Source organism: Bradyrhizobium nanningense, from assembly GCF_004114535.1.
In the GTDB taxonomy this organism is placed as follows: domain Bacteria; phylum Pseudomonadota; class Alphaproteobacteria; order Rhizobiales; family Xanthobacteraceae; genus Bradyrhizobium; species Bradyrhizobium nanningense.
Genome location: NZ_LBJC01000007.1, coordinates 120,705 through 143,594 on the forward strand (window position 1 = coordinate 120,705; position 22,890 = coordinate 143,594).

Annotated in this window: 20 protein-coding genes; 8 read left to right on the forward strand and 12 right to left on the reverse strand. The window is 64.0% G+C overall.

All coding sequences use genetic code 11. From position 1 onward, the window contains the following. Position 1: 1 nt before the first annotated feature. The 3 genes from XH84_RS04495 to XH84_RS04510 form a co-directional block, all read right to left on the reverse strand. A complete protein-coding gene (locus tag XH84_RS04495) occupies positions 2-745 on the reverse strand; it encodes a 2OG-Fe(II) oxygenase (RefSeq protein ID WP_128917048.1) in 744 nt (247 codons plus the stop codon). A gap of 157 nt (positions 746-902) precedes the next feature. Next, complete coding sequence (locus tag XH84_RS04505; RefSeq protein ID WP_128917046.1) at positions 903-1,589, reverse strand: DUF2848 domain-containing protein; 687 nt, start codon at positions 1,587-1,589, stop codon at positions 903-905. Then, a complete protein-coding gene (locus tag XH84_RS04510; RefSeq protein ID WP_128917045.1) occupies positions 1,582-2,931 on the reverse strand; it encodes an amidase in 1,350 nt (449 codons plus the stop codon). Before XH84_RS04510 ends, XH84_RS04505 begins: the two co-directional genes overlap by 8 nt. A 178-nt stretch (positions 2,932-3,109) precedes the next feature. On the opposite strand from XH84_RS04510, the gene XH84_RS04515 reads away from it, so the two are divergent. From XH84_RS04515 to XH84_RS04530, 4 genes are all read left to right on the forward strand, one after another. Further along, on the forward strand, positions 3,110-3,523 hold the full coding sequence (locus XH84_RS04515; RefSeq protein ID WP_128917044.1) for a Zn-ribbon domain-containing OB-fold protein: 414 nt from the start codon (positions 3,110-3,112) through the stop codon (positions 3,521-3,523). A 4-nt stretch (positions 3,524-3,527) separates the two neighbouring features. Then, positions 3,528-4,667 carry a thiolase C-terminal domain-containing protein gene (locus tag XH84_RS04520; RefSeq protein WP_128917043.1) on the forward strand — a complete coding sequence of 380 codons (1,140 nt, stop codon included), beginning with the start codon at positions 3,528-3,530 and terminating at the stop codon, positions 4,665-4,667. Between the two features lie 126 nt (positions 4,668-4,793). After that, entirely contained in the window at positions 4,794-5,708 is a 915-nt protein-coding gene (locus XH84_RS04525; protein WP_128917042.1) for an SDR family oxidoreductase, read from the forward strand. Positions 5,709-5,824: 116 nt separating this feature from the next. Then, positions 5,825-6,937 carry an SMP-30/gluconolactonase/LRE family protein gene (locus XH84_RS04530; protein ID WP_128917041.1) on the forward strand — a complete coding sequence of 371 codons (1,113 nt, stop codon included), beginning with the start codon at positions 5,825-5,827 and terminating at the stop codon, positions 6,935-6,937. Positions 6,938-7,068: 131 nt separating this feature from the next. Here XH84_RS04530 and ppc read toward each other — a convergent pair whose 3' ends face one another. The 3 genes from ppc to XH84_RS04545 form a co-directional block, all read right to left on the reverse strand. Beyond that, the gene (ppc, locus tag XH84_RS04535; RefSeq protein ID WP_128917040.1) at positions 7,069-9,867 is read right to left on the reverse strand and encodes a phosphoenolpyruvate carboxylase; all 2,799 of its coding nucleotides are present in this window, start codon (positions 9,865-9,867) and stop codon (positions 7,069-7,071) included. A gap of 381 nt (positions 9,868-10,248) precedes the next feature. After that, positions 10,249-10,773: a hypothetical protein gene (locus XH84_RS04540; protein ID WP_128917039.1), complete on the reverse strand. Its 525-nt coding sequence runs from the start codon at positions 10,771-10,773 to the stop codon at positions 10,249-10,251. Positions 10,774-10,787: 14 nt separating this feature from the next. Continuing rightward, positions 10,788-11,141, reverse strand: a complete 354-nt coding sequence (locus tag XH84_RS04545; RefSeq protein WP_181769390.1) for a hypothetical protein — start codon at positions 11,139-11,141, stop codon at positions 10,788-10,790. 179 nt (positions 11,142-11,320) lie between these two features. On the opposite strand from XH84_RS04545, the gene XH84_RS04550 reads away from it, so the two are divergent. Further along, positions 11,321-12,235: a LysR substrate-binding domain-containing protein gene (locus XH84_RS04550; protein ID WP_128917038.1), complete on the forward strand. Its 915-nt coding sequence runs from the start codon at positions 11,321-11,323 to the stop codon at positions 12,233-12,235. A 338-nt stretch (positions 12,236-12,573) separates the two neighbouring features. Here XH84_RS04550 and XH84_RS04560 read toward each other — a convergent pair whose 3' ends face one another. The 5 genes from XH84_RS04560 to XH84_RS04580 all read right to left on the reverse strand — a co-directional run bounded on the left by XH84_RS04560 (position 12,574) and on the right by XH84_RS04580 (position 17,511). Further along, positions 12,574-13,137, reverse strand: a complete 564-nt coding sequence (locus tag XH84_RS04560) for a hemerythrin domain-containing protein (RefSeq protein WP_128917036.1) — start codon at positions 13,135-13,137, stop codon at positions 12,574-12,576. 189 nt (positions 13,138-13,326) lie between these two features. Further along, entirely contained in the window at positions 13,327-14,379 is a 1,053-nt protein-coding gene (locus XH84_RS04565) for a medium chain dehydrogenase/reductase family protein (protein WP_128917035.1), read from the reverse strand. A gap of 189 nt (positions 14,380-14,568) precedes the next feature. Then, positions 14,569-14,973 carry a YccF domain-containing protein gene (locus XH84_RS04570; RefSeq protein ID WP_128917034.1) on the reverse strand — a complete coding sequence of 135 codons (405 nt, stop codon included), beginning with the start codon at positions 14,971-14,973 and terminating at the stop codon, positions 14,569-14,571. A gap of 75 nt (positions 14,974-15,048) precedes the next feature. Next, the gene (locus XH84_RS04575; RefSeq protein ID WP_128917033.1) at positions 15,049-16,593 is read right to left on the reverse strand and encodes an acyl-CoA synthetase; all 1,545 of its coding nucleotides are present in this window, start codon (positions 16,591-16,593) and stop codon (positions 15,049-15,051) included. A gap of 108 nt (positions 16,594-16,701) precedes the next feature. Next, complete coding sequence (locus XH84_RS04580; protein ID WP_128948013.1) at positions 16,702-17,511, reverse strand: crotonase/enoyl-CoA hydratase family protein; 810 nt, start codon at positions 17,509-17,511, stop codon at positions 16,702-16,704. Between the two features lie 106 nt (positions 17,512-17,617). Here XH84_RS04580 and XH84_RS04585 point away from each other — a divergent pair, with 106 nt between their 5' ends. Both XH84_RS04585 and XH84_RS04590 read left to right on the forward strand, forming a co-directional pair. After that, positions 17,618-18,490: an SDR family oxidoreductase gene (locus XH84_RS04585; protein ID WP_128917031.1), complete on the forward strand. Its 873-nt coding sequence runs from the start codon at positions 17,618-17,620 to the stop codon at positions 18,488-18,490. A 271-nt stretch (positions 18,491-18,761) separates the two neighbouring features. After that, a complete protein-coding gene (locus tag XH84_RS04590) occupies positions 18,762-20,339 on the forward strand; it encodes a fatty acid--CoA ligase (protein WP_128917030.1) in 1,578 nt (525 codons plus the stop codon). Positions 20,340-20,506: 167 nt separating this feature from the next. Here the strand turns inward: XH84_RS04590 and XH84_RS04595 are convergent, their stop codons facing one another. Then, positions 20,507-21,781, reverse strand: a complete 1,275-nt coding sequence (locus tag XH84_RS04595; RefSeq protein WP_128917029.1) for an acyl-CoA dehydrogenase family protein — start codon at positions 21,779-21,781, stop codon at positions 20,507-20,509. Between the two features lie 213 nt (positions 21,782-21,994). Between XH84_RS04595 and XH84_RS04600 the strand changes: the two genes are divergently transcribed. Beyond that, a complete protein-coding gene (locus XH84_RS04600; protein WP_128917187.1) occupies positions 21,995-22,774 on the forward strand; it encodes an enoyl-CoA hydratase-related protein in 780 nt (259 codons plus the stop codon). The last annotated feature ends 116 nt before the right edge of the window (positions 22,775-22,890 follow it).

Here is a 22,890-nt window from a genome sequence, read left to right on the forward strand (position 1 = left end):
CTCATTTGGCATCATGAAAGATCACACCCAACGTGTGGCGCTGGCCGGAACGAATCCGGCTGACACCATGGCGGAGATTAACGCGATAGGTGCCGCGTGTCCCCTGCACCGGGCGGTGATGCACGGCGAAGGCGACCGCATCGCCCTGCGCCAGCGGCACGACCTCGGCCCGCGACTGCATCCGCGGGCGCTGCTCGGTCAGCACGAACTCGCCACCGGTGAAATCGCGACCCGGCTCGGACAGCAGGATCGCGACCTGGATCGGAAACACGTGCTCGCCATAGAGGTCCTGATGCAGGCAATTGTAGTCGCCGGCCTCATATTGCAGCAGCAGCGGCGTCGGCCGCGCCTGTCCGGCCTCGTGGCAGCGTTTCAGGAATGCCGCAAGCGAGGCGGGATAGCGGATGTCGATCCCCATCGCCTCGTTCCAGCGATTGGCGATGCCTTGCAGATGCGCGTAGAGCGCCGGACGGAGCTGCGCGATCAGGTCGGGCAGCGGATAGGCGAAATACTTGTACTCGCCGCGGCCAAAACCGTGGCGGCCCATGACGATGCGGCTGCGGAAATGCGCATCGTCGGGGTAGAGCGCGGCAATGGCGCGGCACTGGTCCGGCGTCAGCAGGTTCTTGAGGACGGCGCAGCCCTGGGAGCCGAGTTCGGCGGTGATCTGCGGCCAGTCGAGGGCGTCGACGTGGTTTGCGGGGTCGAGTGCGGGCTGGGCTGATTTTCGTGCGGTCATGGTCATAACAACCACCTTTGCAGTCCGACGTTCGCGCCGCCACCCGATTTCCGACGATTATCTCCCCGTCCTTGCGAGCGCAGCGAAGCAATCCAGAATCCCTCCGCGGAACCAGCCTGGATTGCTGCGTCGCAAGGGCTCCTCGCAATGACGCGGAGAGAGCTCAGCCCCGCACTGGCAGCGTCACCACGTCATAGCCGTGCCTGATCGTCCGCTTCAGCACCGGATCTTCAAGCTCGAAGTCAAAGCGGTCGGCGGGGCGGATGCCGCCTTTGGCGGCGAAGGTGCCGCCGAACATGGCGCAGCCGTCGGGCAGCTTCCCGCCGGGGAAACCACGCGCGATGAGGTCGGCGACCGGTAACATCGCGTCCAGCGTGCCTTCCTGGTAGAGCATGCGCTCGCCCTTGATCGTGGCGTAGGAGCGCAGGATCATCTTGTCCCAATGGCCGATGACGTCCTCGAGCTCCCACAGCGTGGAGGCGATCGGCTTGTCGCACATCTGCTTGGATACGGTGACGCTATAAGCCTCGACCTTGCGGTCGGTGTGGTCGGAGCCGCAACCGACGAAGATGCGGCCCTGCCAGCCGATCAGGACGAACTCGACCTCGCCGCTCGAATCGCCGCCGGTGCATTCGATGCTGTCTTCCTGCGTCAGCCGCCGCGCCGAGGCGCGGTAATAGATCGGCGTCGAGGCCGGCGGGGCGATGCCCATCTCCTGCAGCTCTTTGATGTGCTTGTCGCGCGCGACGGGATCCCGGCCGGTCCAGCCGGCGATGACCATCTGGTCGATCGCCAGCGTCAGCGGCGTGTTGGTACCCTGGGCGTCGACGGTGAAAGTGAGGTCAAACACGAATGACGGCCTCCATGCCGGCAGCAAGCTCGAAGATACGGCGGTCCGAGCCGCCCGCGCCTGCCAGCATCAGGCCGACGGGAACGTCGCCCTGGCGATGCGCAGGGAGCGAGATGGCGCAGCCGTCGATCATGTTGATCAAGGTGCAGTTGCGCAGCGCGCGCAGGTTCTGCGTGGTGAATGCCTTGTCGTCGGCGAGATCTGCGATCTTCGGCGGCGTGTTCGCCGTGGTCGGCAGCACCAGCGCGTCATAGGACGCGATGCGTGCATTGACGCGGGCGATCAGCGAGCGGCGCTCGTTGAGGAGATCGATGTAGTCGGCCGCGCTCTGCGCCTCGCCGCGCATGATCCGCACGGAGACGCGGGGGTCGTAGACATCCCCCTTGGACGTGATGAGATAGCGATGCCAGGCATAGCTCTCGGACGCGGCAAAGCCGCCCTTGGCATTCATCGGGCCGATGTCGTGGAATTCGGCCATCTCGATGCGCTCGATAATGGCGCCATGATCGGCGAGCGATTTCAGGGCGCGTTCAAAGGTCTCAGCGACCGGTGCGTCGAGATCGTCGAGCGCGATCGTGGTCGGCACTGCCAGCCGCATGCCCTTCACGGGGCGTGGCTTCAGCAGGGCGATCGGCTCGTTCGCGAGGACGGCATCGAGAATGGCACAGCAGCCGACCGATCGCGCCAAGGGCCCGATGCTGTCGAGCGAGAACGACAGCGGCACCGAGCCGTCGAGCGGCACCCGCCGCTGCGTCGGCTTGTAGCCGACGATGCCGTTATAGGCCGCCGGAATCCGGCAGGAGCCGCCGGTGTCGGTGCCGAGCGCACCGTGTGCCATGCCGTCGAGCACGGACACCGCCGCGCCTGAGGACGAACCGCCGGGCACGTGCCCCTCGGCCCGGTTCCAGGCCCCCTTCGGCGTGCCGTAGTGTGGATTGATACCGATGCCGGAATAGGCGAACTCGGTCATGTTGGTGCGGCCGATCACGACGAAGCCGGCCTTGCGCAGCCGCGCCACCGTCGCCGCATCCTGCTCGGCCGGCGGGGAATCGTCGAGGGCACGGGAGCCGGCGCGCGTCACCTGGCCCTTGATGTCGAAGAGATCCTTGATCGAGACGGGAATGCCGGCATAGCGCGACGGCGCCGCCTTGACCTTGCGCAGGCCGTCCATCGCGTCCGCCGCCGCGAGCGCGGCGTCCTTGTCGACATGGAGGAAGGTGCGCCGGCCTTCGCCTGAGGGATCGGCGATCCTGGCGATGCACGCCTCGACCAGCTTGCGGGCGGTGGTGCGGCCGCTTTCGAGGTCCTCGGCGAGTTTCGCCAGTGTCGGAAAATCGGGCATGTCTGTCTCACGGAATATTGGCGCGCGCAATCTATAGCGCTGCCTCAGTTCGACACAAGCATTGTGCGCATGATGGCATGCATGCGTATTGCTGGACCGTTGACGCACCATGGTCGATTGTCGCATCAAGATCGAAACAGGCGGGCGCGAAGCCTGTCTCTTGGGAGGAGCCGCCAATATGGCCGAACCGCAGCGCGCGCGACCGAAACCGACGCCGGAGACCCAGCATTTCTGGGACGGCACCAAAGCCGGCGAATTGCGCCTGCAGCGTTGCGACGCCTGCGCGCATGTCTACTTCCCGCCGCGCCCGTTCTGCCCGTCCTGCGCCTCGCGCAAGGTCAGCGTCTTCAAGGCGAGCGGCAAGGGCTTTCTCTACAGCTACGTGATCAACCACCGGCCGGCCGCGCCAGGCTTCACGCCGCCTTACGCGATCGCCGTGGTTGAGCTGGCCGAAGGCCCGCGGATGATGAGCAACATCATCGACTGCCCGCAGACGCCGGAGGCGCTCGAGCTCGACATGAAGCTCGAGGTCGCCTTCCAGGCGCTCGACGACAAGATCACCCTCCCCGTGTTTCGTCCGGCGAAGGGGTAAGGCCATGCGCAGGAATCAGGTTGCCGTCGTGGGCGCGGCCGAGACCACCGAGCTCGGAATCATCCCCAACGCCTCGCAGCTCCAGCTGCACGCGGACGCCGCACTCAATGCCATCGCCGATGCCGGGCTGAAGCTGTCCGACATCGACGGCTTTGCCACCGCGGTCGAAACGCCGCAGCAGGTCTGCCACTATCTCGGCATCAAGCCGACCTGGGTGGATGGCACCTCGGTCGGCGGCTGCTCGTTCATGCTGCACGTCCGTCATGCCGCGGCCGCGATCGAAGCCGGTCTCTGCAAGACCGTGCTGATCACGCATGCCGAGAGCGGCAAGTCGATGATCGGCAAGGCGCCGCGCTCGATCCCCGCCGATAGCCTGCAAGGCCAATTCGAAGCGCCGTTCGGCGTCTACGGCCCGCCCAGCATGTTCCCGATCCCCGTGCTGCGCTTCATGAAGACCTACGGCATCACCCACGAGCAGCTGGCTTCGGTGGCGGTGGTGCAGCGGGAATGGGCGGCGAAGAATCCGCGTGCGATGATGAAGGACCCGATCACCGTCGCCGACGTCCTCAACTCGCGCATGATCGCCTATCCGTTCCGGCTGTTGCAGTGCTGCCTCGTCACCGACGGCGGTGGCGCGCTGATCCTGACCTCGGCCGACCGCGCCAAGGACTTTCCGCGCAAGCCCGTCTACATCATGGGCACCGGCGAGAGCGTGGAGACGCCGATGGTCAGCCAGATGGAGACCTTCAACTCCTCGCGCGCGTTCAAGACCGCGGGGCCGCTGGCTTTCAAGGAAGCCGGCATCGCGCACAAGGACGTCGATCATCTCATGATCTACGACGCCTTTGCGCATCTGCCGCTGTTCGGCCTCGGCGATCTCGGTTTCATGCCGCATGAGGAGACCGGAAAGTTCATCGCGGACGGCAACACGCGGCCTGGGGCTAAGCTCCCGCTCAACACCAATGGCGGCGGCCTCTCCTACATGCATTCGGGCATGTACGGCATGTATGCGCTGCAGGAGAGCGTGCGCCAGATGCGCGGCATCGCGCCGGCGCAGGTGCCGAACGCGAAGATTTCGGTGTGCCACGGCGTCGGCGGCATGTTCGCCGCGAGCGGCACGATCGTGTTTACGAACGAGAGGTAATTTCTCGTCGTTCCGGGATGGTCCGAAGGACCAGACCTCAGGTGCGCAATTGCGCACCGGGGAACCTCGAGATTCCGGGTTCGTGCTGCGCACGCCCCGGAATGACAGAGACAACAGGAGGCACCCATGAGCAAATCACTGCAGGACAAGGTCATCATCGTCACCGGCGCAGGCCGCGGCATCGGGCGCGAGATCGCGCTCTTGTGTGCGGCGGAAGGCGCCAAGGTCGTCGTCAACGATCCCGGTGGGGCCGCCGACGGCGCCGGCGCGAACGCGGCTCCGGCTGAGGAGGTGGTCGAGGAGATCAAGAAGCGTGGCGGCACCGCGGTTGCGAACTTCGAGTCGGTGGCGGAAGCGATCCCCGCCAGCAAGATCGTGAAGACCGCGACCGATCATTTCGGCCGGCTCGACGGCGTCGTCAACAATGCCGGCATTTTGCGCGACATGATCTTCCACAAGATGAGCGTGGAGGCGTTCGAGGCCGTCATCAAGGTGCATCTGATGGGCTCGTTCTACGTCAGCCACGCCGCGGCGCGCATCTTCCGCGAGCAGGAGAGCGGCTCCTTCGTGCACTTCACCTCGACCTCCGGCCTGATCGGCAACTTTGGACAAGCCAACTACGCCGCCGCCAAGCTCGGCATCGTCGGGCTCTCCAAGTCCATTGCGCTCGACATGGGCCGCTTCAACGTCCGCTCCAACTGCGTCTCGCCGTTCGCCTGGACGCGCATGATCGGCACCATCCCGACCGAGACCGAAGCCGAAAAGGCGCGGGTCGAGAAGATCAAGCAGATGGGCCCGGAGAAGATCGCGCCGCTCTGCGGCTATCTGATCTCCGATGCCGCCAAGGACGTCACCGGACAGATTTTCGGCGTGCGCATGAACGAGATCTTCCTGTTCAGCCAGAACAGGCCGATCCGCTCGGTGCAGCGGAGCGAAGGCTGGACGCCGCAGTCGATCGCAGAACACGGCATGCCGGCGCTGAAGGGCTCGTTCTACAAGCTCGACCGCTCTGCCGACATCTTCACCTGGGATCCCGTCTAGACGGATTTCCGGCATCCCTGCCCTGCGATCTCTGGCTATGTTGTCCAGAGATCGCCCCGCTTTACGCCTGATTGCGGGCGAATGGTGCCCTCCCAACACAATCTTGGGAGGAAACCATGACAAGAATACTGACCGACTCCGACGACACGACTGCAGGCGGCGGCCTCGACCGCCGCACGTTGCTCCAAGGCGCAGCGACACTCGCCGCGTCGACACTGCTCGCCTCCAATGCCGACGCCCGCGACTTCGGCGCCAATGCCGAGCCGCAGCGCTATCCCGACCCCGACATCGTCGTTATCGACCCCAAGCGCTTCAAGGCCAAGGTCGGCAACACCGCGATCAAGCGGCTCTACACCGGCTGCCTGTGGGCTGAAGGACCGGCTTGGAACGCGCAGGGACAATATCTCGTCTGGAGCGACATCCCCGCCAACCGACAGCTGCGCTATCTCGACGATGACGGCCATATCTCCGAGCAGTTCCACAAGCCGTCGAACGAGGCCAACGGCAACTCGTTCGACACCGAGGGCCGCCAGATCAGCGCCGAGCGCACCCGCCTCGTCCGCTACGAGCACGACGGTTCGGTGACGGCGCTGGCCGAGCAGGCCAATGGCAAGCCGCTCAACGGGCCGAACGACATGGTCGCGCATCCCAACGACAAGTCGATCTGGTTCACCGATCCCGGCTATGGCGCGATCAGCATCTATGAAGGCAAGCTCGCCAATACCGGCTCGCTGCAGCCCCACCAGAAGGAGGCCGTCTATCGTCTCGACACGCAATCGGGACAGCTCGCCAAGGTCGCCGACGAGCCGTTCAAGCCGAACGGCATCGCCTTCTCCCACGACTACAAGAAGCTTTATGTCTGCGACACCGGCATCACGCATTATCCTGAAGCCAAGAACGTGGTGTGGTCCTACGACATCGACGGGGCCAAGCTGTCGAATCCGAAGAAGCTGATCGACATGACGCTCGACGGCAAGTCGGGCTTCCCGGATGGCCTCCGCGTCGACACCGAGGGCAACATCTGGGTCGGCGCTGGCTGGGTCGGTCCCGGCTATGACGGCGTGCAGGTATTCGCACCTAACGACGGCGCGCGCATCGGCCAGATCCTGTTGCCCGAGACATGCGCCAACGTCTGCTTCGGCGGCAAGAAGCGCAACCGCCTGTTCATGACCGCGAGCCAGTCGCTCTATGCGGTCTATGTCGAGACGCAGGGCGCGCATTTCTGTTGAGGCGCCCATTGCATCACCACGCGTCATGGCCGGGCTTGTCCCGGCCATCCGCGCCTTCGCGTGGCATGAAGAACGTGGATGCCCGGGACAAGCCCGGGCATGACGGCGGAGTGTATGGCCACAGCGACGCCCTACCCCGTATTCCGCAAGCCCGCCGAGATGCCGTTGATGGTGAGCTGAATCCCGCGCAGCACCTGCTCGTCCGGGTTCTGGGCGCGGTGCTCCTTCAAGAGCTCGACCTGCACGTGATTGAGCGGATCGAGATAGGGGAAGCGATGGCGCACGGAGCGCTCCAGCAGCGGATTGCTCTGAAGCAACCGGTCCTGGCCCATGATGTCGAGCAACGTCTCGATGCAGGAATGCCATTCGCGGCGGATGCGGCCGAAGATCTTTTCGCGCAAGGCTTCGTCCGGCACCAGCTCGGCATAGCGCGAGGCGATCGCGATCGAGCTCTTCGCGAGCACCATGTCCATGTTCGACAGCAGCATGCGGAAGAACGGCCATTCCCTGTAGAGCTCTTTCAGGAACGGCATGCCTTTGTCGGGGTGCTCCGCGATCCATTGCTCGACCGCGCTGCCAAAACCGTACCAGCCCGGCAGCATCAGCCGGCACTGCGCCCAGGAGAACACCCAGGGGATGGCGCGCAGATCCTCGATCGCGCGGGTTTTCTTGCGGGAGGCCGGACGGCTGCCGATGTTCAGCGTCGCGATCTCGTTGATGACGGTCGAGGACCAGAAGTATTCGACGAACCCTTCGGTCTCGTAGACGAGGCCGCGATAGGCTTTGAAGGCGAGGTTCGACAATTCGTCCATCGCGGTCAAGTATTCTCGGCGCGGCGCGCTCTGGCGCGGATGCAGCAGGCTTGCCTCCAGCGTAGCGGCGGCGAGGATCTCCAGATTGTTGCGGCCGACCTCGGCGTTGGAATATTTCGACGAGATGATCTCGCCCTGCTCGGTGATGCGGATCTGGCCGTTCACTGCGCCGCCGGGCTGCGCGATGATCGCGTCATAGCTCGGCCCGCCGCCGCGGCCGACCGAGCCGCCGCGGCCGTGGAACAGGCGCAGCCGCACGTGATGGCGCTCGAACACCTCGACGAGATTGATCTCGGCCTTGTAGAGCTCCCAGCCCGAGGTGACGAAGCCGCCGTCCTTGTTCGAGTCGGAATAGCCGAGCATGACCTCCTGCACGCTGCCGCGGCTGTCGACAAGACGCCGGTAATCGTGCAGCGACAGCATGCGGTCCATGATGCCGGATGAGGCCTGCAGATCCTCGATGGTCTCGAACAGCGGCACGATGTTGATGGCGCTGCGCCCGGAGGGATGGACGAGGCCGACCTCCTTCAAGAGCACCGCGACCTCGAGCATGTCGGACATGCCCTTGCACATCGAGATGATGCATTGGGGAATGGCGTCCGAGCCGAACTTCGCATGCGCTTCCGCGGCGGCATGAAAGACGTTGAGCTCGCCCATGGTCTCGTCGCTGTATTTGACGAAGGGCGACACCAGCGCGCGCGTCGAGCGCAGCTCGTTCGTCAGCAGCGAGATGCGGGCCTCCTCGCCGAGCGCGAGATAGGACATGCCGGGGTTGGCGGCATCCATCAGCTCGGCGATGGTGCGTTCGTGCACCGCGGAGTTCTGGCGGATGTCGAGCCGGGCGAGGTGAAAGCCGAAACAGTCCACCGCGCGCCGGAGCAGCCGCAGCCGGCCGCGGGCGATGACTTGGGCGTTGTTGGAGATCAGCGAGCGGTGCAGCACGTCGAGATCGGCCTGCAGCTCCTTCACGCTCGCATAAGGCGCACCCTTGCCGACCGGCCGGCGCGTGATCTCGACCTCGAGCTTTTCTGCCGTCGCGGTCAGGCGCGCATAGATGCCGGAGACGGCCAGACGATAGGGCTCGCCGCTCCGGTGCGGCGAGGTGTCCGGCGAGCGTTCCGCCAGGTTGCGCAGCTCCTCGGAGACGTCGGCGAGATGCGCCGCGATCGACAATTCCGAGCCGAGCACGTGCAGCTCTTCCAGATAGAACTGCATCACCCGGCTCGACTGCAGCCGCAGCGTGCCGCGCATCACGTCGGCGGTGACGAAGGGATTGCCGTCGCGGTCGCCCCCGATCCAGCTGCCCATGCGCAGGAATGAAGCGAGGTCGCCGGCCGCCTGCTCGCCGCCCTCCTCCAGCCGGTCTTCCAGCGCGTTGACGAGGCGCGGCACCTCGCGCAGGAAGGTGTAATCGTAGAACGACAGGCCGTTGGCGACCTCGTCGAGCACGGTGAGCTTGGTCCGGCGCAAGAGATTGGTCTGCCACAGCGTCAGCACCTCGCGGCGAAGCTGCTCGTCGCTGGCATCAGCCTCCTCCGCGGTGAGCGCGACGCGCTCGCGGCGGTCGAGCAGGTGCGCGACCTCCATTTCGCGGTCCATGGTGCTCTTGCGGCGCACCTCGGTCGGATGCGCGGTCAGGACCGGGCTCACCAGCGCCGTCCTGAAGAAGCTGCGCAGCGCGTCGGGGCCGATACCCGCTGCCTTGGCGTGGGCGAGCGTTTCCGCCAGCACGCCCGAGCCGCCGGTCTTTCCCGCGCTGCGGGCGCGCATCTGGCGAATGTTGTTCTGATCCTCGGCGATGTTGGCGAGATGAGAGAAATAGCTGAAGGCGCGGACGATCCGCACCGTCTCGGAGGTCGACATGCTGTCGAGGATCTGCTCGAGCTCGCGGCGGGCGAGCCGGTCCTCGTCGCGGTGGAACCGGATCGAGGTCTGCCGGATGCGCTCGACCAGGTCGAACACGTCGGCGCCCTCCTGATCGCGCACGGTGTCGCCGAGAATACGCCCGAGCAGGCGGATGTCGTCCCGCAGCCGCGCCTCCGCTTCCGTGGCCTGGACGTCCTCAGGGCGGTTGGCGCGTTGCTCAGCGCTGTCGGATGGTACGGTCTGGAGGGACATGGCTCGCTCCTTGGTTCGAGCTCGCTTGGATGCCCGGCAACCGAGTGTGCGATATTTTTCTGCCGCAGCGCAAGATGAAGTTGGGAGCGGTGCACACGGCGGCCGCTTGTGTCCCGGACGCGCTGCAACGCCCTTAAGCGTTGCGGCGCAGAGCCGGGACCCAGAAAGCCACATACCACGTCGCCGCAACATGGGCCCCAGCTCTGCAGCGCATCGCTGAAAGGTGCGCTGCGTCCGGGGCAGGAAAAATTCTCTTCCATCCGTATAGACATGTCTTCGCCTTCTCGCGGCGTCTTCCGCCCGAGTTTTGCTGTCCGTTTCGCCCCTCTCTCGAACCAAAGGGCGCGGGGAAGGCCGGGCGCCGGCTGGATACGAAGAGACTTAGGTGCGAGCCGGTGCGGGAGTCGCTGAGTGGTCTTCCGCTGGTCCGACCTTAAACAGAAGCAGAAAGATCAGAACGTGACTGACAAGTAGCAACGGGACGTAAAGCGCGGGGACGTAGATCCCTGCGCCCATCAGACCGGGATCTTTGAGCTGTGTTGCTCCCATATAGTATGCGTTCAGAAGATCGAGCGTGCCCCAGATATTGAAGACCCAGACGGCTGGAATGGCGATTGACCATCCCCGGGAAAGTGCCGCCATCGAGAAAAGGGCCAAAGCCGCGGCAATGAGATCGCCCCATCCGACCTGACTGGCGAAGTCCGGGTTCAATTCCGGCGACACAAATCCAGTCACCAGGAAATTCATTCCAAAGAATCTGAACGCATGAAAAGCCGCGAGCGATCGCAAAGCCTCGACTCGCGGCAAGCTACGCAGCCACGGCCAGACATAGATGTAACCGACCGCTGAACTTGTCAGGAAGGCGCCGACGACGCTCAGGACAAATGGCAGATTGATGGCGGGCATTCTCTGCCTCCTCGCTATTGCGGGCGTTCCGGACCGGCCAGAAGCAACCGAAGGGGCAGCAACGGACCGACTGCGATGTACTCGTGATCGACGAGGCCTTGCCGGGCCAGCGGCAGATCGTCCATGATCGCGTGCGCTTCCGCGACATCTCTGGTGTCGAGCAGGAAGACGGCACCGCGGCCATCGGCACGCGAGAACCATTCACGGATTTTCCCACCGACGTAGAGCTGCACGGTCTGTCGGACTTCAGCCGGCATCACCGCCATAACCTGTTCGCGTGTGACGTTGCCCTTGGCCGTCAGGATAACCATCACTCCAGTTGTTACGGGCGATACGTTTTGTGTTTGGGCAATGGATGCTTCAGTCATGGCAAGGGCTCCTATGAGAATGAAGGTGATGGTGAGGGCGGCGTTCCGGACTGGCGTCATCGTTCTCAAGCTCCGACTCTGGCGTCAGGCATCGAAGTCACCCGCCAGTGCATCTCGTTCTGCAACTGAACTTAAGAAAGCTTTGCTCGCTGCACTATCCGCTATAAAGTGGACAAGCCATGAAGCAGAACTTCACAATGAAGCAGGGCGCGATCGATGGTGTGGAGGCATTCCTCAGCGTTGCCCGGCACCGCAGCTTTCGAAAGGCGGCCGCTGAGCTGGGCATCACCCCATCGGCGATGAGCCAGGCGGTGCGCGCGCTCGAGGCGCGCATGGGCGTTGTCCTTTTCGTTCGCACAACGCGCAGTGTCGGCCTCACGCAAGCCGGCGAGCAATTCCTGTCCCGCGCCAGACCAGCTTTTGAAGAGCTCGTCGCGGCCGGGGCTGCCGTGCGTGAACTCGGGCAACGTCCCGTCGGGCTTTTGCGGCTCGCCGTTCCCAGAGCGGTCGTTCCGCTGATCCTGCAGCCGGTCATCCTCTCATTCTGCAAGGCTTATCCCGGGATCGAAGTGGAGATCGCCGCAAGCGAGGAGCGAGTTGATCTCGCCGCCGGAGGATTTGACGCCGGCATCCGGATGGGTCAGTTCATCGATGCCGACATGATTGTGGTCAGGCTCTCTCAGCCCTTTCCGTTCGTCGTTGTCGGGAGCCCCGACTATCTGCGCACGCGGACACGACCGAAGCTTGTCGATGACTTACGGGGCCATGCCTGCCTGCGTCTGCGCCGGCCGAACGGATCAGTCGTGCCGTGGTCGTTTCTCGATGGCAACAGGACTATTGAGGCAGTCGTCTCGGGTCCGCTCGTCGCACACGATTATCCGACACTGATCGAAGCGGCAGTGGAGGGTTTGGGACTCGCGCAGGTGCCAGGCCCACCTGTTAAGGCTCATATCTCGGAGGGTCGATTGCAGGCGGTGTTGACACGCTTTGCCACGACAACGCCGGGCCTTTTTCTCTATTATCCGAGCAAGCGCCAGATCTTGCCGAAACTGCGCGCTTTCATCGACCATCACGCCAAGTCTCGGCGCCGTTGATGCCTGCAGTCATTCGGCCGCCCTGTTCGCACAGCTCAATGTCGAGAACAGCTTCGACAAGAGCTATTGGGCGACAGCCGACGGCAACAACAACATTTCGCCAGACCAGGGCCGAACGGTCCGCGTCAGTGCACGAGCGCGGTTTTAAACCGGCGGACGGACAACAGCCCTGCCGCCGGCGGCCGACATCGATCGTCGCTTCGGGTCACGAACGGAACGCTTGAATGGGCACCGGATGACAAATTGTAGCAGCCACCGTCCGGCAATATAGGCAGCAGGCTTGTCCAACTGGAGTGGCAGCAAGGGTCGCGGTCAAGCTGCCAGCCTCGAACGCGCTTCTAATGCCGTTCGACTTCGGACTCTTTCTCCATCTGCACGATGCGCGCTCGTAACGCGTCGAAGATTTCTTCGGCAGCATCGCTAAACAGCGGATCCTCATGACTTGTTGAGGCAGAAGCGATCTCAGTCCAATCCGAAGGCGTTAGAACCTTGAGGGCGGCGGGGAAGAAGTCGCGGTCTTCGATCATGATGTGACGCCGCTCGCTCTCTATGAAATCGTGAACGATGTTCTCCACATCTTGCCGAAGAATCTCCCGATCCGCCAGAACGGCGTCGATCGCCTGAACGACGCGGCGCAAACGCTGCGCCCCTTTTTGGTGCTCAAGCGTCAGATCGCCGACCCTTGCCGCCGCAGCTGGATCTCGAAGCTTTAGCTTGGCAAAGACCAATTCTTCTTGGGGATGATGATACAGCTCCGGATAGAGCTCGAAGTAGCTGACAATCGCGCGGATGACCTCGTAGTCGGGGTGGTTCCCGCGATCGAAAATCTCAAGCTCACGCTCAAGCACAGCGAGCAACGTCTCAATGTTGCGGTGTTCGCGAGATAGACGCTCAATGATCATTGCGGGCCTCCAATGAACCATTGAAGTAAATCGTCAAATGCTATCTCGAAAGCGGTCTCAATTGCTTGCGCTAGATCAAGGGAGCGGCCCCCGCCTTATCGGGAACGGCATCCTGCTTTTTCAAGGGTCGAACCAGCCGCGGACCGCGGCAAGATCGAATAGATCTGACGCCTTAGCAGGTTCCGACATCTACGCCGTGAGCCCGCGTTCTCGTTGATCTCGCGACGGAAGATCCGGGCACAGCACGATCTTTCCTTCCAGGCCGCCCGCTTCGAGGCGCCGGTGCGCCTCAGCAACTTCAGCGAAAGAGATTCGCTCGGCAACGCGTGGCCGAATGGCGCGAGCCGCCAACAGTTCGAAGAGCCGCGCCAGATCCTCCCGGAACCAGGCCGGGTGTCGCGCCCGCATCAAATTGATCGAGTAGAAGTAGACCCGCTTGCCGCCAGGCAACCACCCCAACACATACAGGCGCGCCGTCCACGTCAAGATGCTGAACAGGTTACGGCGCGCCTGTACGCCCGCCGTGTAGCCGTAGGCACAGAGCAGGCCGCCCCGCTTGAGTGCCGCCAACGAGCGGCGACAGCCGTCCTCTCCGATTCCGTCGAACACGACATCGAACCCACCTGGCACGATCTTCGTGAAGTCCTCGCGCTGGTAATCGATCGGCGTGCCGCCCAGTTCGCGCACCAACGCCGCGTGATCGCCACGCGCCGTGCCCCACAGCTCAAGCCCCGCCATCCTGCCGAGCGTGAGCAGCGCCTGGCCGACCGCGCCAGCCGCACCATGCACGAGCACGCGCTGCCCCGGCTTCACGTGGGCCGCGCGGTGCAGGAGTTGGTAGGCGGTCGTCCAGCTGAGGATCAAGGCGGCCGCCTCGGCCGCATCCACGCCTGGCGGCACGCGGGTCGCGTTCTCGGCCCGGAGGGTGCGGTAGGTGGCATTCGAGCCCACCACGGTCATGTCAGCCACTCGGTCGCCGGGCTTGAAGTCCGCCACGTTCGGTCCCAGCTGATCGATTTCCCCGACGACGTCGTAGCCCAGCACAAAAGGCGGCTTGAGAGTGATCGTTTGCGGATAAAGGTGCCGCCGGATCACCACATCGGTGTACACGATGCTCGACGCAAGCACGCGAACTCTTACCTCGCCGCGGCCAGCCGTCGGAAGAGGAGCGGCGACCACCTCCAAGACGTCAGGATCGCCGAAGCACCTGACCTGAACAACCCGATTGCGCAGCTCTCCCATCAGCGGACTTCCTTGCTTATGGGGCATTCCGCGGCCGCTCTGACCGTCCTCGATCACGCTAAATCATGGCTCGTAAGCCCAGCGTGGCATTGAGAGGGATCAATGCGTCAGCCCAGCTTCCTTTCTCGGCCCACGGGCTGAGCGATTTCCGGCTCCGCCGCCGGCCGCCGACGTAGATGGGTCCATGCCCTAGGCCGGCACGATCACCTTGCCGATCGGCCAGAGCGCGATCCCTGCGAGCTTGAGATGGGCCCAGGCGAAGGGAATGCCGATGATGGTGATCGCGAGCACCAGTGCGGTCACAAGGTGTCCGAGCGCCAGCCACCAGCCGGCCAGCACGAACCAGATGATGTTGCCGATCACCCCGAGCGGGCCGGTGCCGATGTCCTCAACACCGGTCACCTCGTAGCGGCTGACCGCCCGCGAGCCGAACGGCAGCAGCGTGTAGACGGCGATGTTGAAGGCCGCCCGCGCCCAGGGCAGGCCAATGATGGTGATCGCCATGATGACCGCGGCGATCAGCCAACCGAACGCCATCCAGGCGCCGCCGATGAGGATCCAGAGGATGTTGAGGAGAATGGAAACGGGGGCCATGGGATGATCCGAGGGTTCAATGGTCCCGCCTATATAGGATCGAAATCTGTCTCTGCTAAGACGGCAAGGTAGCCCTCAAATTTTTCGCCCCGCCTGCTCCCAATAGGGATCGCGCAGGCGGCGCTTGAAGATCTTGCCGGAATCTTCGCGCGGTAGGCCGATGCGGATCTCGATGTGCTTGGGCACCTTGTAGTCGGCCAGATGCGCCTTCAGCGCGGCGCGGACGTCGGCTTCATCGAGCGTGACGCCGGCTTGCGGCTCGACCACAGCCATCAGCGCCTCGCCGAATTCGGCGTCGGGGATGCCGAACACCGCGCAATCATGCACGCCGGGCACGGCATGCAGCACGGATTCGATCTCGGCCGGGTAGATGTTGACGCCGCCTGATATCACCATGTCGCGCTTGCGATCGCAGATGAAGACGTAGCCGTCCGCGTCGATATAGCCGACATCGCCGGAGGTGATGAAGCCGTCGCGGTCGATCTCGGCGCGCTTCTCCGGCTTGTTGTGGTAGGTGAAATCGGCCAGCTCGGCCATGCGGGAATAGATCTCGCCGATCTCGCCCACACCCAGCACACGGCCGTCCTCGCCGAGGAAGCGCAGCTCGGCGCCGGGCGAGATTTTTCCCACCGTGCCGGGCTTCTTCAGCGCGTCTTCGGATGTCGCGAAGGTGACGGCGCTGGACTCGGTCGAGCCGTAGAATTCGTAGATCACCGGCCCCCACCATTCGATCATGGCGCGTTTGACGTCGGCCGGACACGGCGCGGCGGCGTGGATGACGTGGCGCAGCGAGGAAACGTCGTACCTCCTGCGCACCTTCTCCGGCAGCTTCATCAGGCGGATGAACATGGTCGGCACCATGAAGATGGTGTCGATCTTGTAGCGCTCGATCGCTTGCAGAAATTCTTCCGCCTCGAACCGCGGCATCAGCACCAATGCGCCGCCGAGCTTGCCGGCGCGGATGCCGAACGAGTTCGGCGCGGAGTGATAGAGCGGGCCCGGCAGCAATGCGCGGGCGCCGGGCTTGAGGCCGTAGATCATCGCGCGCATGCGCTCGCCGGCAGCCTGCTGCTCCGGCGTCGGCGCGTTGCGCCGCACGCCCTTGGGATGGCCTGTCGTGCCTGAGGTGTAGATCATGTTCATCGGCTGCGGCACGACCGGACCTTCATAGGGCTGAAATCGTGCGAGCCACAGTTCAAAGTCGATTGCAAAGTCCGGCGTCGTCAGATGATCCGGATCGATCTTGTAATTGGACAGGATCTCCGGCGGCGTCGGCACGCTGAGCACGGTGACGCCCTTCGGGATCGCATCGCGCAGCGCGTGCAGCATGTCGGCATGTCCGATCAGCACCGACGTGCCGGTGTCGCCAAGGATGTAGTTGATCTCCTCCGGCTTGAAGTGCCAGTTGATCGGCACGCCATAGGCACCCAGCCGCATCGCGGCATAGGCGGCTTCCAGGAAGGCGATGTCGTTGCGCATCAGCATGCAGACGCAATCGCCTGGCTTGACGCCGAGCTTGGCGAGGCCGGAAGCGATGCGATCGGCGCGGGCTGCGACTTCGGTGTGGGTGCGGCGACGGTTGCCGGAGACGATGCCGAGGAAGTCAGACGTTTCGCTCATTTTTGTTTTTCTTTGTTGTTGTGATCGTCGTTCCGGGATGGTCCGAAGGACCAGACCCGGAATCTCGAGGTTCCGGGTTCGGTCCTGCGGACCGCCCCGGAACGACAATCAATCCGCAAACTTCGGCGCGCGCTTCTCCAGATTGGCGCGCACCGCTTCGGTCTGGTTGGCGCTGCCGATCAGCTTCTGTTGCTCGACCGACTCGGCGAGCAGCGCTGGACCCGGATCGACCGAGAGATTGTTCAGCATCCGCTTGGCGGCGCGGATCGCATCGGGGCTTTTTCCCGCGATCTCGCGCGCGACGTCCAGCGCAGCCGCGCGCGGGTCGTCGCAGATGCGGGTGGCCAGACCATAAGTCATCGCCTCCTGCGCCGAGAAGATGCGGCCGGTGTACGTGAGATCGCGCAGGATGTCGTCGCGCACGAGGCTCGCCAGGATCGGCGTGCCCGCCATATCAGGGACGAGGCCCCATTTGATCTCCATGATCGACATCCGCGCGTCCGCCGAGAGAAACCGCATGTCGGCGCCGAGCGAGAGCTGGAAGCCGCCGCCGAAGGCGACGCCGTGCACGGCCGCGATCACCGGCACAGGAAGCTGGCGCCAGCCCCATACCGCCTGTTGCGCAAAGTTCGCCTGGCCGTGCGTGCGCTTGGTGAGATCGCGATTTTCGCCACCCGGAATTCCGTTGCCGCCCTTCTCCTTCGTGGCGGCAAAACGTCCCATGTCGAGCCCGGCGCAGAAGGCGCGGCCCTCTCCTGACAACACAACGGCGCGCAAGCCTTTCTCCTTCGAAAGCCGCTCGGTGGCGGCGACCAGCGCCTCGAACATGGCCTGATCCAGCGCGTTCATCTTGTCGGCGCGCACCAGGCGCACGTCGGCGACGCCTTCCGAGATCGAGATCGAGACGCGCTCTTCCATGGACGAATTCTCCCCTGTTCCTGACCGGTTGCCGCTTTACAGGACGCCGGCGGCCGGATTTAGTCAATCGACCAATTAACTGACAATCCCTACGGGGGAAACCACCATGTTCAAAGAAAATCTTCTGGCCGGCCGGCGCATTCTCGTGACCGGCGGCGGCACCGGTCTCGGCAAGTCGATGGCGGCGCGCTTCCTCGAGCTCGGCGCCGAGGTGCACATCTGCGGCCGCCGCAAGATCGTGTGCGATGAGACCGCGACCGAGCTGATAAATCTCTATGGCGGCCGCGTCACCAGCCACGGCGTCGACATCCGTAACGCGCTCGCGGTCGACGAGATGGTGGAGAACATCTTTCGCGACGGCGGTCTCACCGACCTCATCAACAACGCCGCCGGGAATTTCATCTCGCGCACCGAGGAGCTGTCGCCGCGCGGCTTCGATGCGGTCGCCAACATCGTCATGCACGGCACGTTCTACGTGACCCATGCGGTCGGCAAGCGCTGGATCGCGGACAAGCAACCCGGCAACGTCGTCTCGATCACCACGACCTGGGTGCGCAACGGCTCGCCTTACGTCGTGCCGTCGGCGATGAGCAAGTCGGCGATCCACGCCATGACGATGTCGCTCGCGGCCGAATGGGGCCGCTACGGCATCCGCCTCAACACCATCGCGCCCGGCGAAATTCCGACCGAGGGCATGAGCAAGCGCATCAAGCCCGGCGACGAGGCCGGCGCGCGCACCAAGGCGATGAACCCGATGGGCCGCGTCGGCACCATGGAGGAATTGCAGAACCTCGCGGTGTTCCTGATCTCCGGCGGCTGCGACTGGATCAACGGCGAGACCATCGCCATGGACGGCGCGCAGGCCCTCGCGATGGGCGGCAATTTCTACCAGCTCCGCGATTGGAGCGACGACGACTGGAAGACCGCGCGCGAGAGCATCATGGCGCAGAACGAGAAGGACCGCGCGAAGCGGGGGTGACGCGAGGGGGAGAAGTGTAAGGAGCTAACGCTTTCACCCCGCTCTCAACTGTCGTCCCCGCGAAGGCGGGGACCCGTAACCACAGGGAGAAGTCGTGGCGTGGCCTGGTAACCACGAATCTTCGCAAAACTGCTCCCTGTGGTTATGGGTCCCGGATCGGCCGCGCGCTTATGGCGCGCTTGTCTGGGACGACGGCGGGACTCCCATCTTGTCTTCACTGGCGGATGACGCCAAACTCCGCGGCATAAAAACAAGACGCCACGGGAGAAACATGTCCACACAGAAACTGGCCAACCTCGCCGACATGGTGCGCGAGCGCGCCAGGAGCCGCGGGAATGCCGTCGCCTACGAGTTCGAGGGCCGCCTCACCAGCTTTGCCGAATTCGACGTCAAGACCAATAAGGTCGCCAACGCGCTTCTTGCGATGGGCGTCAGACACGGCGATCGCATCGCCTATCTCGGCAAGAACAGCGATCTCTATTTCGAGCTGCTGATGGGCGCGATGAAGGCCGGCGTGGTGACCGCGCCAGTGAATTGGCGGCTCGCCGGGCCCGAGGTCGCCTTCATCGTCGAAGATTGCAAGGCGCCCGTGCTGTTCGTAGGACCCGAGTTCATCACCCTCATCCGCCAGATCAAGGACCAGCTGCCGGTCGTACGCAGCATCATCACCACCGAGGGCGGTGCGCCGGAATGGCAGGAATTTACGGCCTTGCGCGACGCGCAGAGCGGCGATGATCCCAGGGTGCCGATCGATGCCAAGGACATCGCAATCCAGCTCTACACGTCCGGCACCACGGGCAAGCCGAAGGGCGCGATGCTGAGCCACGCCAACTTCCTCAACCTGGTGCAGTCAGGCAATGCCGAGGACAAGCCGGAGTGGAACCGGTGGTCGACAGACGACGTATCGCTGGTCGCGATGCCGGTGTTCCACATCGGCGGCTCGGGCTGGGGCGTGATGGGCCTCTATCACGGTGCCCGCGGCGTGATCGCCCGCGAATTCGACCCGACCAAGATCTTGGACTTCTTCGAGCAGTCGGGCATCACGAAACTGTTCATGGTGCCGGCGGCGATGCAATTCGTGGTACGGCAGCCGCGCGCGAAGACGGTCGATTTCTCGCGGCTGAAATACATGCTGTATGGCGCCTCGCCCATACCGGCGGCGCTGCTGAAGGAATGCATCGAGATCTTCAAGTGCGGCTTCGTGCAGCTGTACGGCATGACCGAAACCACCGGCACCATCGTCGCACTGCCGCCGGAGGATCACGTCGAGGGCCTCGAACGAATGCGCTCGGCCGGCAAGGCGCTGCCGGGCGTCGAGATCGCGATTTTGGACGTCGACGGCAAGCCACTGCCGCCGCGTGAAGTCGGCGAGATCGCGACGCGCTCGGGCTCCAACATGGCAGGCTACTGGAATCTGCCGGAGGCGAGCGCTTCGACATTGCGCGGCGACGGCTGGCTGCGTACCGGCGATGCCGGTTACATGGACGAGGACGGCTACCTCTACATCCACGACCGCATCAAGGACATGATCATCTCCGGCGGCGAGAACATCTACCCCGCCGAGGTCGAGAGCGCGTTGTGCGATCATCCCGATGTCGCGGAAGCCGCCGTGATCGGCGTGCCCGATGACAAATGGGGCGAGGCGGTGAAGGCCGTCGTGGTGATGAAGCCCCGCAAGGAAGCGACCGCCACCGACATCATCAACTTCACCCGCACGCGCATCGCCGGCTACAAGACGCCGAAGAGCGTGGAGTTCCTGCCGGCGCTGCCGCGCAATCCGAGCGGCAAGATCCTGCGGCGGCAATTGCGGGAGCCGCATTGGGCCGGCAAGGATCGGCGGGTGAATTGATCAACGCTGTCGTCCCGGGGCGCGCGCAGCGCAAACCCGGGACCCATAACCACAGGGAGCGGTTATGCGAAGATTTGGAGTGACCGGCTCGCCCCGAACTCCTCCCTGGGGTTATGGGTCCCCGCGTTCGCGGGGACGACTCAGGGAGAGATAACGCGCAACAACAGCTAATGCTTCCCCGGCCCCATATAGCCGAACAGGAACCCCGCCACCTTCCGCATCTGGATCTCCTCGCTGCCCTCCGTAATGCGATAGCGGCGATGGTGGCGATAGATGTGCTCGAACGGCTTGTGGCGTGAATAGCCCATGCCGCCATGAACCTGCATGGCGCGGTCGGCGGATTCGCAGCAGAGGCGGTTTGCCCAGTAATTGCACATCGAGACGCGGTCCGAGAGCGTGCGCTCGATCTGCTCCTCGGTGAGCTGGTCCATCTCCCAGGCAGTCTTGCGGATCAGAAGGCGCAGCATCTCGGCCTGCGTCGCGAGCTCGACCAGCGGGAACTGGATCGCCTGGTTCTCGGCGAGCGCCTTGCCGAACGGCTTTCGCTCGCGCGCGTATTTGACGCTCTCGTTGATGCAATAGACCGCGGCGCCGAGCGAGCTGGCCGCCTGGCGGATGCGGTTCTGATGCACGAAGCACTGCGCGAGCGACAGGCCGCGTCCGACTTCGCCGAACAATGCATCCTCCGGCACGAACACGTCGGTGAAGCTGACGCGCGGATGATCGGTCGGCATGTTGAAGGTCCACATGTATTCCTCGACCTTGACACCATGGCTCTTGGCCGGCACCAGGAAGCAGGTGATGCCGCGGGCATCGCCGTCATTGCCGCTGGTGCGCGCGAACAGCGCGCAATGCGTGGCGACGTGCATGCCGGTGGTCCACATCTTCTCGCCGTTGATGATCCAGCCCTTGACGTTGTCGCGCGCGGCCGGCACCGCGCGCGTCTCCATGTGAGTCGCATCCGAGCCGTGATGCGGCTCGGTCAAGCCGAAGGTGATGCGGTACTTGCCCTTGATCGAGCCGTCGATCATCGCCTTCTGGTCGTCGCGGCCATAACGATCGAGCATGGTGACGACGGGGAAATTGCCGACGATCGAATGCTCATTCTGGAGATCGTTGTGCAGGCCGAGGCCCTTCGCAGCAAAATGTTCGCGGATCACAGCCATCCAGAGATTGGAGCCGTCCTTGCCGCCATATTGCTTCGGTACCGGAAAGCGCAGATGTCCGGCGGCGTCCGCAAGATCCTTGGCCTTGCGCAGCAGCGCTTCCCACTCGTGCCGCGGCAGGCCGCCATTTTCGAAATCGGTGCGCGCCCATTCGCGGCGGTGGTCGAAGAAGCGGATGTTGTCGTCGGCCTCTTCCAGCGGCTTGATCTGGCGTGCGATGAAACGATCGAGCTCTCCGAGATAGGCGACGAGATCGGCAGGCAATGAGAAATCCACAGGTTCTCTCCCGGATTGATTTTATCGTTTTGCGTTAAGGCGCTAGGCGCACTTTTGCTTCGCACGATTAAGGTGAGAAGAGCGCGGCCAAGTCAAGCAAGGCGAGGCGTGACGAAGGCGCAAGGCGCACCGGCGCAATTCGATGGTGCGCCAGTGCCGACGCGCGCTAGTATGACGCTGATATTCCTTCAGAAGAAAATGCGGGAGCGCGCGATGGAGCTGAAATTTTCCAAGGTGGAACGCAAGGGGCCGATCACGATCGTGACGCTGTCACGGCCCGAGGTCTACAACGCGCTGCACACCGATGCGCATTTCGAACTGCAGAAGGTGTTTGACAATTTTTCCGGAGATCCCGAGCAATGGATCGCGATCGTCACAGGCAGCGGCGACAAGGCGTTCTGCGCTGGCAACGATCTGAAGTGGCAGGCGGCCGGAGGCAAGCGCGGCTGGGACAAGGGCGGCTTTGCCGGCCTCACCGCGCGCTTCGACTGCGACAAGCCGATCATCGCCGCGGTGAACGGCGTCGCCATGGGCGGCGGCTTCGAGATCGCACTGGCCTGCGATCTCATCATCGCCTCGGAGAATGCGACCTTCGCCCTGCCCGAGCCCCGCGTGGGCCTTGCCGCGCTCGCCGGCGGCCTGCACCGCCTGCCGCGACAGATCGGCCTCAAGCGCGCCATGGGCATGATCCTCACCGCGCGCCATGTCAGCGCCAAGGAAGGCTTTGAGCTCGGCTTCGTCAACGAGGTGGTGCCGCAAGGCGAGGCGCTCGCCGCGGCGCTGCGCTGGGCGGAGATGATCAGCAAGAACTCGCCGATGTCGATCAGGGCGTCCAAGCAGGCGATCCAGCGAGGGCTCGGCGTGTCGCTGGAACAGGCGATCGCGGAGCAGCGCGATTATCCGGCCGTGCAGGCGATGGCGGCCTCGCAGGATTACATCGAGGGCCCGAAGGCGTTCTCGGAGAAGCGGCCGCCGAAATGGGTGGGGAAGTGAGTCTGTCGCGTCTCGACGACGAGCGCTCTCCACATTATCGGTGTCATGCCCCGGCTCGACCGGGGCATCCAATGCGCCGCAGCTTCTCTGCATCTCACAGTCGTCTCTGGAATACT

Excerpts from the sequence above, each read along its gene's own strand:
- XH84_RS04495 (WP_128917048.1), bottom strand. The coding sequence starts at position 745 with ATGACCATGACCGCACGAAAATCAGCCCAGCCCGCACTCGACCCCGCA.
- XH84_RS04510 (WP_128917045.1), bottom strand. The coding sequence starts at position 2,931 with ATGCCCGATTTTCCGACACTGGCGAAACTCGCCGAGGACCTCGAAAGC.
- XH84_RS04515 (WP_128917044.1), top strand. The coding sequence starts at position 3,110 with ATGGCCGAACCGCAGCGCGCGCGACCGAAACCGACGCCGGAGACCCAG.
- XH84_RS04520 (WP_128917043.1), top strand. The coding sequence starts at position 3,528 with ATGCGCAGGAATCAGGTTGCCGTCGTGGGCGCGGCCGAGACCACCGAG.
- XH84_RS04525 (WP_128917042.1), top strand. The coding sequence starts at position 4,794 with ATGAGCAAATCACTGCAGGACAAGGTCATCATCGTCACCGGCGCAGGC.
- XH84_RS04530 (WP_128917041.1), top strand. The coding sequence starts at position 5,825 with ATGACAAGAATACTGACCGACTCCGACGACACGACTGCAGGCGGCGGC.
- ppc (WP_128917040.1), bottom strand. The coding sequence starts at position 9,867 with ATGTCCCTCCAGACCGTACCATCCGACAGCGCTGAGCAACGCGCCAAC.
- XH84_RS04540 (WP_128917039.1), bottom strand. The coding sequence starts at position 10,773 with ATGCCCGCCATCAATCTGCCATTTGTCCTGAGCGTCGTCGGCGCCTTC.
- XH84_RS04545 (WP_181769390.1), bottom strand. The coding sequence starts at position 11,141 with ATGACTGAAGCATCCATTGCCCAAACACAAAACGTATCGCCCGTAACA.
- XH84_RS04550 (WP_128917038.1), top strand. The coding sequence starts at position 11,321 with ATGAAGCAGAACTTCACAATGAAGCAGGGCGCGATCGATGGTGTGGAG.
- XH84_RS04560 (WP_128917036.1), bottom strand. The coding sequence starts at position 13,137 with ATGATCATTGAGCGTCTATCTCGCGAACACCGCAACATTGAGACGTTG.
- XH84_RS04565 (WP_128917035.1), bottom strand. The coding sequence starts at position 14,379 with ATGGGAGAGCTGCGCAATCGGGTTGTTCAGGTCAGGTGCTTCGGCGAT.
- XH84_RS04570 (WP_128917034.1), bottom strand. The coding sequence starts at position 14,973 with ATGGCCCCCGTTTCCATTCTCCTCAACATCCTCTGGATCCTCATCGGC.
- XH84_RS04575 (WP_128917033.1), bottom strand. The coding sequence starts at position 16,593 with ATGAGCGAAACGTCTGACTTCCTCGGCATCGTCTCCGGCAACCGTCGC.
- XH84_RS04580 (WP_128948013.1), bottom strand. The coding sequence starts at position 17,511 with ATGGAAGAGCGCGTCTCGATCTCGATCTCGGAAGGCGTCGCCGACGTG.
- XH84_RS04585 (WP_128917031.1), top strand. The coding sequence starts at position 17,618 with ATGTTCAAAGAAAATCTTCTGGCCGGCCGGCGCATTCTCGTGACCGGC.
- XH84_RS04590 (WP_128917030.1), top strand. The coding sequence starts at position 18,762 with ATGTCCACACAGAAACTGGCCAACCTCGCCGACATGGTGCGCGAGCGC.
- XH84_RS04600 (WP_128917187.1), top strand. The coding sequence starts at position 21,995 with ATGGAGCTGAAATTTTCCAAGGTGGAACGCAAGGGGCCGATCACGATC.